Annotated in this window: 8 protein-coding genes; 2 read left to right on the forward strand and 6 right to left on the reverse strand. The window is 73.8% G+C overall.

All coding sequences use genetic code 11. The features are described from left to right. Window positions 1-102 precede the first annotated feature (102 nt). Window positions 103-1,941 carry a hypothetical protein gene (locus tag ACGF4F_RS21180; RefSeq protein WP_393079827.1) on the forward strand — a complete coding sequence of 613 codons (1,839 nt, stop codon included), beginning with the start codon at window positions 103-105 and terminating at the stop codon, window positions 1,939-1,941. Between the two features lie 22 nt (window positions 1,942-1,963). Here ACGF4F_RS21180 and ACGF4F_RS21185 read toward each other — a convergent pair whose 3' ends face one another. Both ACGF4F_RS21185 and ACGF4F_RS21190 read right to left on the reverse strand, forming a co-directional pair. Then, the gene (locus ACGF4F_RS21185) at window positions 1,964-3,751 is read right to left on the reverse strand and encodes a hypothetical protein (RefSeq protein WP_393079428.1); all 1,788 of its coding nucleotides are present in this window, start codon (window positions 3,749-3,751) and stop codon (window positions 1,964-1,966) included. Further along, a complete protein-coding gene (locus ACGF4F_RS21190) occupies window positions 3,709-5,580 on the reverse strand; it encodes a hypothetical protein (RefSeq protein WP_393079431.1) in 1,872 nt (623 codons plus the stop codon). Before ACGF4F_RS21190 ends, ACGF4F_RS21185 begins: the two co-directional genes overlap by 43 nt. 162 nt (window positions 5,581-5,742) lie before the next feature. Between ACGF4F_RS21190 and ACGF4F_RS21195 the strand changes: the two genes are divergently transcribed. Next, window positions 5,743-6,936 (forward strand): hypothetical protein, encoded by a 1,194-nt coding sequence (locus tag ACGF4F_RS21195; protein WP_393079434.1) that lies wholly within the window; start codon window positions 5,743-5,745, stop codon window positions 6,934-6,936. Between the two features lie 67 nt (window positions 6,937-7,003). On the opposite strand, the gene uppS is transcribed toward ACGF4F_RS21195, so the two are convergent. The 4 genes from uppS to ACGF4F_RS21215 form a co-directional block, all read right to left on the reverse strand. Then, on the reverse strand, window positions 7,004-7,786 hold the full coding sequence (gene uppS / locus ACGF4F_RS21200; RefSeq protein ID WP_393079436.1) for a polyprenyl diphosphate synthase: 783 nt from the start codon (window positions 7,784-7,786) through the stop codon (window positions 7,004-7,006). A 160-nt stretch (window positions 7,787-7,946) separates the two neighbouring features. Beyond that, entirely contained in the window at window positions 7,947-9,893 is a 1,947-nt protein-coding gene (dxs, locus tag ACGF4F_RS21205; RefSeq protein ID WP_357433338.1) for a 1-deoxy-D-xylulose-5-phosphate synthase, read from the reverse strand. A gap of 118 nt (window positions 9,894-10,011) precedes the next feature. Beyond that, window positions 10,012-11,253, reverse strand: coding sequence for a class I SAM-dependent RNA methyltransferase (locus tag ACGF4F_RS21210; RefSeq protein WP_393079439.1), 1,242 nt, complete (start codon window positions 11,251-11,253; stop codon window positions 10,012-10,014). Beyond that, window positions 11,250-13,304 (reverse strand): APC family permease, encoded by a 2,055-nt coding sequence (locus ACGF4F_RS21215; protein WP_357433342.1) that lies wholly within the window; start codon window positions 13,302-13,304, stop codon window positions 11,250-11,252. The genes ACGF4F_RS21210 and ACGF4F_RS21215 overlap by 4 nt, the downstream gene beginning before the upstream one ends. Between the last annotated feature and the right edge of the window lie 14 nt (window positions 13,305-13,318).

Genomic DNA, 13,318 nt, shown 5'->3' on the forward strand with positions numbered 1-13,318 from the left:
CAGCCGCCCGGCGCACCAGCGTCGGGCGTACCGGCCGGCCGGGGTGACGCCGGGTCGCCTGTACGATGGCCCGTCGTGGCTGTGCCGGTGGTAGACCCCTCGCTGAACCCCTCGCCCGTCGCGGTCGAGCCCGTCGCGGCGGTCCCGCCACGCCGGCCGCGGCGCCGGCCGGCCCGCGCCGACGTGCTGGCCATCGGAGCCTATGCGTTGCTCGGGGTTCTCGTCTGCCTCAACTACTGGGGGGACGTGCAGCACCGGGTCTCCTCGCACCTGCCGACGGACCACAGCTGGTTCGAGTGGCTCTTCGCGCACGGCGCCTACTCGGTGCGTCACCTGGAGAACCCGCTCTTCACCGCCCGGCAGAACGCCCCGGACGGGGTGAACATGATGGCGAACACCTCGCTGCTCGGGGTCACCCTGCCGCTGGCGCCGCTCACCCTGCTCCTCGGCCCGCAGGTGATGTACGCGCTCTACCTGGGCGCGGCCCTGTCGGCGACGGCGGCCACCTCGTACTGGACGCTCTCCCGGCACCTGGTCCGCTCCCGCGCGGCGGCCTTCGTCGGCGGGGTGTTCCTCGGCTTCGCCCCCGGCATCGTGCACCACGCCAACGGGCAGCCGAACTTCGTCTCCAACTTCCTGCTGCCGCTGATCGTGGCCCGGGTGCTGCGCCTCGACGAGCCGGACCGCCGGCTGCGCAACGGCGTCGCGTTGGGGCTGCTGGTGGCGTACCAGATCTTCATCAACGAGGAGATGCTGCTGCTGACCGCGCTGGCCTGCCTGGTCATCGTGGTGGCGTACGCGGTGCAGCGGCCACGCGCGGCGCGCGAGCGGGCGGCGACGTTCCTCGCCGCGCTCGGCGTGGGCGGCGGCCTGGCCCTGCTGCTGACCGCCTACCCGATCTGGTTCCAGTTCAACGGGCCGCAGTCCTACCGGGGCCTGCAGGGCGGGGTCTTCCACAACTGGGGCGAGGACCTGATGGCCTTCGTCACCTTCGCCCGGGACACGGTGGCCGGTGACGAGGCGGTCGAGCAGACCATCGGGCTGACCGAGCAGAACACCTGGTTCGGCTGGCCGCTGGTACTGGTCGCCCTGGTCGCCCTGGTGCTGCTGGTACGCCGCTCGCTGCCGGCCCGGATCCTCGCCGTGCTGATGGTGGTCTTCACGGTCGCCGCGATCGGCCCGAAGGTGCGCTTCGACGGGGTCGAGACCACTGTCGACGGCCCCTGGGCGTACCTGCCGGACGACCTGCCGCTGGTCGAGATGATGATGCCGACCCGGCTGGCCCTGGTGGTGGCCGGCGCCGTCGGCGTGCTGCTCGCGCTGGCCTGGAACGCCCTGGCCGGGGCCGGCCGCCCGCCGGTGCCGAGGCCGCGCGCCGGGGCGGCCACCGGGACGCCGCCGGCCGCCGGCCCGCGTCGCCGCTGGCTGCGCGGCATCGGGTACGCGGCGATCGTGGCGGCCCTGCTGCCGCTCTTCCCGCGCCCGCTGCCGGCCGAGCGGATCGACCCGCCGCCGCACTTCATCACCGCGGGCGGCTGGCGGCCGTACGTGCCGGACGGCCGGACGCTGGTCCCGGTGCCGATCCCGAGCAACGTGCACGGCCTGCCCACCCTGCGCTGGAGCGCGCTGACCGGGCAGGAGTTCCCCATCCCCGCCGGCTACTTCATCGGCCCCAACGAGAACGGTGCGGGGGTCTTCGGCGCGCCGAACCGGCCGACCAGCACGCTCATCTACGCCACCATGGACGCGAACAAGGCCCCCGCGATCACTGCGGAGCACCGCCGTCAGGCGGTCGAGGACCTGCGCTTCTGGAAGGCGTCGGTGGTGGTCCTCGGCGCGAACCCGCGCGAGGCGGTGCTGCGCGACCTGATGACCGCGCTGCTCGGGCCGCCGCAGCGGATCGACGACGTCTGGCTCTGGGACGTCCGCGACCGGCTCTGAACCGACCCCGCCCTGCGCCCAGTCAGCCGACCAGGGGGCGCACGTCCCAGACGTACGCGCCGGCCACGTCGCGGCCCGGGCCGACCAGGGCGTCCACCGTGGTCCGGACCGGGTCGCCCGGGAACGAGCCGGCTTGCACCAGCACCGCCGCCCGCCAGTGCCGCAGGTCCGCGACCGCCTGGCGGCGCTCGGCGGCGCCGACCGGCGGCACCTGACCGGTCTCGGCGGCCCGCCGCATCAGCAAGGAGGTGGGGCGGTCCGGGGCGCCCCAGCGCGCGGTCGGGTCGGCCGCGCTCCGGGGGCCGATGAAGTAGCCTCCCGGCGCGTGGAACGCCAGCCCGGTGCGGGCCGACCAGAAGGTGGCCGGGCTCTTCGCCGCACCGGTCACCGGCGGCACCGGCACCAGCGTCCGGCCCGGCGGGACGTACGCCCGCCAGCCGCCGTCGGCGACGAAGGCCGGCACCGGCACCACCGGCACGGTCCGGATCGGGGTGGGGACCAGCGGCAGCAGGGCGGCGGCGACCGCCCCGGCCCAGGGCGCCCAGGTCCGGGCCGACCGGTGGCGGAGCCGGTCCAGCGCGAGGGCCAGCAGCACCCCGAGCACCGGTACGCAGACCAGCGCGAACCGGGCCGGCACCACCAGGTCGAGCAGCGGCACCCCGGCGACCAGCCGGTACGGCCCGGGCAGCCCGGTGTCGTGCCGGTTCACCACGATCGTGGTACCGAGGGAGAGCAGGGCGAACAGCAGCCCGCAGACGGCGAGGGCGCGGACCAGCGGCCGCCGCCACAGCCGGACCACCACCAGCAGGGCGAGCAGCGGCAGGAACGGCCCGAAGAAGGAGGTCTGCTCGGTGGGGTTCGGCGCCAGCAGCCGCGAGTGACGATCGTCCCCGGCCACGCTCTGCCGGGCCCCCGCGGTGAACGAGGCGACGTCCAGCCGGTAACCCTGGGCGAAGAACGGCATCCCCGCGTAGTGGCCCGGGCCGCGGAACTGGAACCACAACGGATACGCCAGCAGGGCCCCCGCCACCAGCGCGCCGACCCCGAGCCGGCGCAGCACCACGGGCGCCAGCCGGCGCGCGGCCGCCCGGTCGGCCAGCGCGTACGCCCCGGCGACAACCCCGGCGGCCAGCGCCACGAAGACCAGCACCTCCTCGCCGAGGAAGACCTGGTAGGCGACGGCCAGCCCGAGCAGCACCCCGTCCCGGCGTACCCGGTCGGTGGCCGGGCGGAACACCAGCGCGAGGATCACCGGGACCAGGAACTGGGCGGCCATGTGCAGGTGCGCCCCGGCCTGCGACACCATGCCGGGCGCGAACCCGCAGAACAGCCCACCCAGTGCCGCGGCGGCCCGGGACCGGACCAGCCGGCGGGCCAGCAGCGCGTACCAGGCGGTGGCGGTGCCGGCGAGGCAGGCGACCACGGCGACGAGGAAGGCCGCCTGGGAGCCGAACAGCAGGGTGATCGGGGTGAGCGGCAGGCCCAGCCCGAGCACCGAGGTGTTGGCCATCAGGTTCACCCCGTCCGGGGCGTTCAGCGCCGTGCTGTGCAGCGGGTTCTCCCCCGCGGTCACCGCCCGCGCCGCCCGGGCCAGCATCCACTCGAAGAGCATCTGGTCGCCGGCCTGGTGGAACAGCCGCTCCGGCCGCCGCCACTGGTCGCCGGTGAGCAGGACGGCCAGGCCGAGATAGCCGGCGACCACGAGGGCGTCGACCAGGCGGAGGCGCCGACGCCGCGACCGGGCCGCCGGCGGGTCCGGCGGGGCGGTCAGGCCGACCGGCTGGTCAGTGTCCGGACGTCCCACAACCACACGTCCAGCTCCTGCCGGGCCGGCCCGATCAGCTGCTCGACGGTTTGCCGCAGCGGGTCGGCGTTCGGCTGGTCGAGCGGCAGCACCACGACGGCGGCCCGCCAGTGCCGCAGCTCGTCCAGGAAGCGCCGGCGCTGCCGGTCGTCGAGTTTCGGCGTACGCCCGGTGGCGGCGACCTCCGCGAGCAGGTCGCCGATGCCGCTGGGCCGACCGCCGAAGCGGCCCGGGTCGCCGGTGACCCCGTTGCGTGGGGCGAGGAAGTACCCGCCGGGGATCTTGAAGGCCAGGTCGGTGCTGGCCGCCCAGCGCATCGCGTTGGTGTTGCCCATGCTCGGCACCGGCACCGACACGAGCGTCTGGTCCGGGCCGACGTACCGCCGCCACCGGTCGGCGGTGATGAACCGGGGCACCTCCGGCCGGGTGGTGACCTCCAACGGCATCGGCGCGATGGGCAGCAGCGCCAGCACCAGACCGGCGACCGTCAGGGTCCGTACGGTCCGGCGTTCGGCGGTCCGCAGCGACCAGGACCGCTCCACGGCGAGGGCCAGCAGGATCCCGATGACCACGGTGGTGATCAGGCCGAACCGGGTCGGCACCACCGCGTCGAGCAGCGGCAGCCGGACCAGCAGCTCCCACGGGCCGGTGACCAGCTCCCGGTCCCACCAGGACACCCGCTCACCGAGGGAGAGCACCGCGAAGAACAGCCCGGTCACCGCGAGCGCCCGGACGATCACCTCCCGGCGGAGCCAGACCACGATGCCGACGGCCAGCAGGGACAGGCTCCAGCCGAAGAAGGCGTTCTCCTCCGAGTAGTTCGGGGCGAGGTTGACGTTCGCCCGCTCGTGGCCGCCCAGTGTGGGCGAGCCGGGGGCGAAGAACGAGGCGATGTCGTTGCCGTAGTCGCGGACCGTGTCGCTGAGCCCGTGGTACGCCATCGGCCCGGCGAACTGGACCCAGAGCGGGTACGCCAGCAGCGACCCGGCGAGCACCGCGCAGACCGCCAGCCCGGTCCCCAGGGGACGCCACGCGGTGGCCCACCGCTCCCGCTGCTGCGCGACCACCGCCAGCAGGAACACACCGCAGGCCAGCGCGGTGAAGAGCAGGATCTCCTCGTTGATGAACGCCTGCGCGGTGACCAGCAGGGCGAGCAGCGCGCCGTCGCGGACCGGGCGGGTGGAGCGGGTCAGCACCAGCACCCGCCAGACGATGAACGGCAGCAGGAACTGGGAGATGATGTTGGGGTGCCAGTTGGCGTGCGACAGCATCGCCGGTGAGAACCCGCAGAACCAGCCGCCCACGGCGGCGGCCAGCCGGGTACGCACCACGTGCCGGGAGAGCACCCGGTACCAGGCGGCGGCCGTGCCGGCGAGGCCGAGCGTCACCAGCGTGACGAAGGAGACCGCCGGTCCGAACAGGACGGTGATCGGCACCATCGGGATGCCGAGGGCCAGGATGGCGGTGTTCGCCATCAGGTTGACGCCGTCCGGGTAGTTGAACTGGTCGGTGTAGAACGGGAACTCGCCGTGCAGCACGACGCGTACGGAGTGGGCGAGGAAGAACTGCACCTGCGCCGGGTCGCTGCTGTAGAGGGCGGCCACCCGGCCGGCCGGGTCGACCCAGATCCGGCTGGTCACCCAGAGCGCGGCCAGCAGGAAGATGCCGTACATGGCGAGATCCTGCCGGCGGGGCGTCCAGCGTCGGCGCGGCCGGGCGGCCGGCCGGCCGTCGCCGGGAGCGGGGTCGGGCGGGGCCACGGTGGTGACGGAGGCGGAGCCCGTCGGGGCGTCGGCGTCCGCTGGCGAGTCGCCACGGGGCTCGGCAGGCGTCACAGTCGGCGGAGTCTACCGGAGCCGGAAAATGGCCACGAAACGCACACCGCCGTCCACTGTGGTGGGCGTCCAGAGGGGGTGAGCCGGGCGCGGCCGGACGACCGGTCGTCTCGTACCATGTGGCTCGCAAACACGACCAACGACGCGATCGGGGGCGTACAGGTGGCTTCAGTCCGCCGACGCGGCACGGTGGCCACCGCGCTGCTGACCCTGCTGCTGGCCGCACCCGGGTGCGGGCCCGTCGCCGGGCGCCAGTCGGCGGACCTGCGGGTCGGCTACGACAGCCTGGACGGGCCGCTGACCGTCTGGCCGGCGCGCGGCAGCCTGGCCGGCGACGCCACCGCGACCGCCGCCATCAGCGCGGCCGTCCGGGACTGGCGTTCGCCGATCGACGACCGGGCACACCTGCCCACCTCCGGCATCCTCTACTCCGGCGAGGTGGCCGGGTCACCGCTCGCCCTGGTCGCCGCCGACGTGCCCGGCGAGAGCGCGTCCTGGCTGCTGCAGCTCGACCGTGCCGAGGACCGCTGGCGGGTCGCCCACGCCACCGAGTACACCGACCCCGGCTACCTGGTCTACTCCGACGTGCTGCCGGTGCGGCTCCCGCAGGGCCGGCGCTACCTCACCTCGGCCCGGGTGGAGCGGCTGCTCGGGCCGGACGGCCGCGCGCTGGCCAGCACCGACGGCCTCACCGAGCCGCTCGCCGTGCCGGCCTGCCGGGCCGTGGAACTGACCGCGGCGCTGCGCCCCACCCGGTCGCTGCCGCGCGGCCGGGCCGCCGACCGTGTCCTCGACCTGGGTACGGCCACCGCCGACCCCCGCTATCCCCTGGTACGCGACGAGACCGGCACCGGCAAGCGCGCCCTGGCCGGGCTGGACACCTGCGTTCTCGCCGAAACCACCGGACCGTTCGGCAGCGTGCCGCGCCGCATCGGCGACCGGCTGGCGCCCCGCTCCGCGCCGGAGTCCTGGCCGATGGCGAAGGTCGCCGTCCGGTCGCTCGGCGAGGTGGCGCTGGCCGGCGGCGAGCCGGGCGACCTGCAGCAGCTCACCTGGGAGAGCGCCACCGGCACGATGACCGCGCTGGTCTACCGCCCGGGCGACGGCGGCGCCCCGGTGGTCTCCGCCGCCGACCGGTCCACCACCCTGCAGGCGTACCACCTGCCGATGCCGGGCCAGCCGCTCGCGGTGCTGACCTGGCGGGCCAGCCGGGACACCTCGTTCGCCGCCCCGCCCGGGGCGTCGCGCCTGGTCGACCGGCCGGGCCTGGTGGTAATGCCGCAGCCGGACTCTCGTCAGACGTTCAGCCTGGCCGGCACTGAAAAGACCTGGTACCGATCCGTGGGCGGACGCTGACCTTCGCGCCCCGAGCGCCCGCCTGGGCCACCCGCCCGTACTCCTGGGTGGTCGACTCTCGTGATGATCATCCGCCGAATCGCCGGCTGCGTGCCGCATAGGAACGCAGAGCGCGAAGGAAGTCGACCTTCCGGAAGCCGGGCCAGTACACGTCGCAGAAGTACAACTCGGAGTAGGCGGCCTGCCAGAGCAGGAAGCCCGACATCCGGCGTTCTCCACTCGTGCGGATGACGAGATCCGGGTCGGGCTGGCCGCCGGTGTACAGGTGCGCCGCGATGTCCTCGGCGGTCAGGCGCTGCGCGACGTCATCGACGGTAGCGCCGGTCTGCGCCTCCTGCTCGAGCAGTGAACGGACCGCGTTGACGATCTCTTCGCGGCCGTCGTAGCCGACGGCCACTGTGAGATGGAAGTTGCCGCCGCGCGCACCGGTCGCCTCCTCGGCCAGCTTCAGTGCGTGGCGCGTCGAGTCGGGCAGCACGTCCGGGCGGCCGGCCACATGAAGCTGCCACGGGTTGCCCGGCCGCAGCAGTGGCTCCGCCACCACCTCCTCGATCATCCGCATCAGGTGCTCCACCTCGTCGGAGGCCCGCTTGCGTACGTTGTCGACGGAGGCGACGAACAGGGTGACGTGCTGAATGCTCAACTCGGCGCACCAGGCCAGCACCTCGTGCATGTGCTCCGCCCCGTACCGGTGCCCCAGTCGTGGGTCGTCGAAGCCCATCTGCTTGGCCCACCGCCGGTTCCCGTCCATCGCCATGGCAACGTGCCGAGGCAGTGAGACGTCGGCCAACTGCGCTCGCAGGCGGCGGGCGTACAGCTGATAGGCCATGCGACGAACGGGCTCGATCATGACCAGATGAAACCACGCGAGGGCCCCTGCTGCCGCCCGTGCACCTCCGGGTCACACTGCGATCTTGGTAGGAAATGACCCTGGAGGGGCCACTTCCTACCAAGATCTTCCCTAGCTGCGGTGGGTGGCCTTGTGCCGGACCACCCACTCGCGTGCCGAGTCAGTTCTTGGCGGTGGCCTCGGAGGCGGCCGGCTCGACGGGCTGGGCGTCCAGGCCGGAGATCCAGCCGGTGACGTCGCGGGCCACGTTCTGCGCGGTCAGGCCCAGGTCGGCCAGGATCTGCGCCCGCGTGCCGTGCGGGTGCCAGTCGGCCGGCACCCCCAGGTCCTTCAGCGGCACCCGGACGTCGGCGTCCCGCATGGCCTGGCCGAGCGCGTCGCCGACGCCGCCGACCCGGACACCGTCCTCGACGGTGACCACGAGCCGGTGCGCGGCGGCCAGCTCGACCAGCTCGGCCGGGACCGGGCGGACCCAGCGCGGGTCCACCACGGTGACCCCGTAACCCTGCTCGGCCACCCGGGCGGCGACCTCCATGCCGAGCTGGCCGAAGGAGCCGACCGCGACGAGCAGCACATCGGTACGCGCCGACTCGGCCAGCACGTCCACCGCACCCACCCGGCGCACGGCCGGCAGGTCGGCGGCCACCGTGCCGGTCGGGAAGCGGACGATCGTCGGGCCGTCGTCCACGGCGACCGCCTCGCGCAGCTCCTCGCGGAGGCTGCCGGCGTCGCGGGGGGCGGCGATCCGCAGGCCGGGCACCACGCCGAAGACGGACATGTCCCAGACGCCGTAGTGGCTCGGGCCGTCCGGGCCGGTGATGCCCGCCCGGTCCAGCACGAAGGTGACCGGCAGCTTGTGCATCGCCACGTCCAGCAGCACCTGGTCGAAGGCCCGGTTGAGGAACGTGGCGTAGACGGCCACCACGGGGTGCAGGCCACCCATGGCGAGGCCGGCCGCCGACGTGGCGGCGTGCTGCTCGGCGATGCCCACGTCGTACACCCGCTTCGGGTGCTTGCGGGCCAGCTTGGCGATCCCGGTCGGCTCGGCCATCGCGGCGGTGATGCCGACCACGTCCGGCCGCTCGTCGGCGATCTTGACCAGCTCGTCGGCGAAGACGTGGGTCCACTTCACCGAGGGCGCGGCGACCAGTTGACCCGTCTCGACGTCGAAGGCGCCGCCGGGGCCGTGCAGGCAGTCCGCCTCGTCCTCCTCGGCCGGGCGGTAGCCGTAGCCCTTGCGGGTGACCGCGTGCACTATCACCGGGCCGCCGAAGTTCTTCGCCGCGCGCAGCGCGGACTCGACCGCGGCGACGTCGTGGCCGTCGACCGGGCCGACGTACTTGATGCCGAGGTCCTCGAACATGGCCTGCGGCGCGACCGCGTCCTTGATGCCCTTCTTGACCGCGTGCAGCACCTCGTACATCGGCTTGCCGACCAGCGGGGTCGAGCCGAGGGCCTCCTTGACGGTGTCGAGCACCTTCTCGTAGCCGGGGTTGAGCCGCAGCGAGGAGAGGTGGTCGGCGAGGCCACCGATGGTCGGCGCGTACGACCGGCCGTTGTCGTTCACCACGATCACCAGCGGGTTGCCGGCGGCGGCGATGTTGTTCAGCGCCTCCCAGCACATGCCGCCGGTCAGCGCGCCGTCGCCGACCACGGCGACCACGCTGCGCCGCTCGCCGCGCAGCGCGTACGCCTTGGCGAGCCCGTCGGCGTACGACAGGGCGGTGGAGGCGTGCGAGTTCTCAATCAGGTCGTGCTCGCTCTCCGCCTGGCTGGGGTAGCCGGAGAGGCCACCGCGCTGGCGGAGCTTGTCGAAGCCCTCCTGCCGGCCGGTGATGATCTTGTGCACGTAGGCCTGGTGGCCGGTGTCGAACAGGAGCCGGTCCCGCGGCGAGTCGAAGACCCGGTGCATCGCCAGGGTCAGCTCCACCACACCGAGGTTGGGCCCGATGTGCCCGCCGGTGCGGGAGACCTTGGCGATCAGGAAGTCACGGATCTCGGCGGCGAGGATGTCCAGCTGCTCGGCGGTCATCCGCTTCACGTCCTGCGGGCCCCGGACGGTGCCCAGCAGTCGGCCGCGGTTGGCCGTGCCCTCTTCAACACTCATGACCGAAGAGTCTATCGGCCGCCCGACAGCCCGCAGCTCGGCCGTGGATCACGGCAGCCGGATCGGGGGGTGCGAAGGCCCCCGCCGGCCGGCGGGGATCCTGGCCCGCCGGCCTGGCTCAGGACGACGGGAGGAGCAGGCCGACCAGCTCGACGTGCTGGGTCATCGGGAACAGGTCGAAGCCGCGCAGCGCGGCCAGCCGCCAGCCCAGGCCGGTGAAGGTGCGCACGTCCCGGGCGAAGGCGGCCGGGTCGCAGGCCACGTACGCCACCGCCCGCGGGCCGGCGGCGACGATGTCCCGCACCACCGGCGCGCCGGCGCCGGAGCGGGGCGGATCGAGGACCACCAGGTCGACCGGGCCGGTGATCCGGCGGCGGGCCAGCGCGGTCTCCACCCGGGCCGCGACCACCTCCACGGCGGGCAGGTCGGCCAGGTTCTCCCGGGCCGCGGCCACGCCTGGCTCGGCGGACTCGACCAGGGTGACCCGGGCCGCGCCGACCCGGCCGGCGAGGGCCGCGGCGAACAGCCCGGCCCCGCCGTACAGGTCCCAGGCGGCCTCGCCGGGGCGCGGGTCGAGCAGGTCGAGGACCGCCCCGACCAGGGTGTCCGCCGCGGCCGGGTGGACCTGCCAGAAACCGGACGCGGGGAGCCGCCACGCCCGGCCGGCGGCCACCTCGCGGACCACCGCCGGGCCGCTCACCGGGGTGGGCACGCCCTGGGCGTACGCCGTGACGCTGACGTCCCCGCCGGAGGCGGCGACCGTCTCGACCGCGTCCGCGTCCGGCCAACGGGCCCCGGCGGGGGCGAGCACCGGCAGCTCCTGGATCGCCGGGTGGGCGATCAGGCAGCGGTCGATCGGCACCACCTCGTGCGAGCGGTGCTTGAGCAGCCCGGCCCGGCCGGCGCCGTCGACGGCGTACCGGACCCGGGAGCGCCAGCCCAGCGGCCCGCCGGGCAGCGCCTCGACCCGGACGCCGAGCGCGTCGACCTGCGGGTCGGTGAGGCCGCCGAGCCGGGTGAGCTGCTCGCGCACCACCGCGGTCTTCCAGTCGAGCTGGGCGTCGGGGGCGACGTGCTGAAGGTCGCAGCCGCCGCAGCGGCCCGGCTTCGCGTACGGGCAGGGTGGCTCGACCCGGTCCGGGGAGGCCGCCAGCACCTCGACCGCGTCGGCCCGGGCGAAGCCCCGGTGCAGCTCGGTCACCTCGGCGACCACCCGCTCCCCGGGCAGCGCGTGCCGGACGAAGACCACCTGGCCGTCGACCCGGGCCACACAGTGCCCGCCCGGCGCGACCGCGGCCACGGTCAGTTCGACCCGCTCGGCCTCCTCCAGCCCGCGCCGCCCGTCGACCGGCGCCGTCACGCGCGGTCTCCGCTCTCGCCGGGCGGGGCGGGGGCCACCGGCGGGACGGTGGGTGGCAGGGTGCTGCGTGGGGCCACCCGGGGTCCGCGCGCCGGCCCACGGCTGAGGTTGGCGTCCAGCCGGTCCAGGTTCTTGTTGGCGGTCGAGGCGAGCTGCCACGGCACGCTGGTCACCATCACCCCCGGCTCGAAGAGCAGCCGGCCCTTGAGCCGCAGCGCGCTCTGGTTGTGCAGCAGGTTCTCCCACCAGTGGCCCACCACGTACTCGGGGATGAAGACGGTGACCACGTCGCGGGGCGACTCGCGGCGGGTGGAGGCGACGAAGTTCAGGATCGGCCGGGTGATCTCCCGGTACGGGGAGTCGATCACGGTCAGCGGCACGGGCAGCTCCCGCCGCTCCCAGTCGGCCTGGAGGTTCCGGGTGTCCTTCTCGTCCACGTTCACGGTCACCGCGGTCAGCGTGTCCGGCCGGGTCGCCCGGGCGTACGCGATGGCCCGCAGCGTCGGCTGGTGCAGCTTGCTGACCAGCACGATGGCGTGGTTGCGGGCGGGCAGCACACCCCGGGTCTCGGTCGGTTCCAGCTCGGCGGCGACCCGGTCGTAGTGCCGGCGGATGGCCAGCATCAGCAGGTAGATCACCGCCATCGCGGCGATCGCGATCCAGGCGCCGAGCAGGAACTTGGTGATCAGCACGATGATCAGGACGGTGCCGGTGAGCGCCATGCCGAAGGCGTTGATCGCCCGGGACCGCACCATCCGGCGGCGCACCTCCGGGTCCCGCTCGGTGCGCAGGTGCCGGTTCCAGTGCCGGATCATGCCGGCCTGGGAGAGCGTGAACGAGACGAACACGCCGACGATGTAGAGCTGGATGAGCCGGGTCACCTCGGCCTGGAAGCCGACGATCAGCACCACCGCGAAGACGGCGAGGAAGACGATGCCGTTGGAGAAGGCCAGCCGGTCGCCCCGGGTGTGCAGCTGGCGGGGCAGGTAGCGGTCCTGGGCCAGGATCGAGCCGAGCACCGGGAAGCCGTTGAAGGCGGTGTTGGCGGCCAGGAACAGGATCAGCGCGGTCATCCCGGCGACCACGTAGAGCAGCACCCCGTTGCCGAAGACCGCCTCGCCGAGCTGGGTGGTGACGGTCTTCTGCACGTACCCGGGCGGGCCGGCGACGATCTGGCTCGGAGACTCGACGAACTGCAGGCCGGTCAGCCGGGCCAGCCAGATGATGCCGAACAGCATGCTCACCGCGATCACGCCGAGCAGCAGCAGGGTGGTGGCCGCGTTGCGGCTCTTCGGCGCCTTGAACGCCGGCACCCCGTTGGAGATCGCCTCCACACCGGTGAGCGCGGCGCTGCCCGAGGAGAAGGTCCGCAACAGCAGGAAGATCAGGGCGAACCCGGTGACGCTGTGCTCCGCCTGGATCTCCAGGCCGGCGCTGGGCGCGCGCAGCTCGTCACCGAGGATGAAGATCCGGACCAGGCCGGTGAGCAGCATGCCGCCGATCACGATCACGAAGCCGTAGGTGGGGATGGCGAACGCCGTGCCGGACTCGCGCAGGCCGCGCAGGTTCATCGCGGTGAGCAGCGCCACCGCGATGACCGCGATCAGCACCTTGTGGGTGGCCACGAACGGGAGCACGGAGCCGAGGTTGGCCACCCCGGAGGAGATCGAGACCGCGACCGTGAGCACGTAGTCGACCAGTAGCGCGCTGGCCACCGCCAGGCCGGCGCGGGGGCCGAGGTTGACCGTGGCCACCTCGTAGTCGCCACCGCCGGAGGGGTAGGCGTGCACGTTCTGCCGGTAGCTCGCCACGACGGTGAGCATCACCACGACGACCGCGAGGGCGATCCACGGCGAGAAGAAGAACGCCGACGCGCCGGCGATGGAGAGCGTCAGGAGGATCTCGTCGGGCGCGTACGCGACGCTGGAGAGCGCGTCCGAGGCGAAGACCGGCAGCGCGATGCGCTTCGGCAGCAGGGTGTGCTGGAGGCGGTCGGACCGGAACGGTCGACCGACGAGGAGTCGCTTCAGCAGCGAGGTGGGTCTGGCCACAACCGCCAAGGGTA

Origin of the sequence: Micromonospora sp. NPDC047740 (genome assembly GCF_043204735.1) — a bacterium.
Classification (GTDB): Bacteria; Actinomycetota; Actinomycetes; order Mycobacteriales; family Micromonosporaceae; genus Micromonospora.

Excerpts from the sequence above, each read along its gene's own strand:
- uppS (WP_393079436.1), bottom strand. The coding sequence starts at position 7,786 with ATGATCGAGCCCGTTCGTCGCATGGCCTATCAGCTGTACGCCCGCCGC.
- dxs (WP_357433338.1), bottom strand. The coding sequence starts at position 9,893 with ATGAGTGTTGAAGAGGGCACGGCCAACCGCGGCCGACTGCTGGGCACC.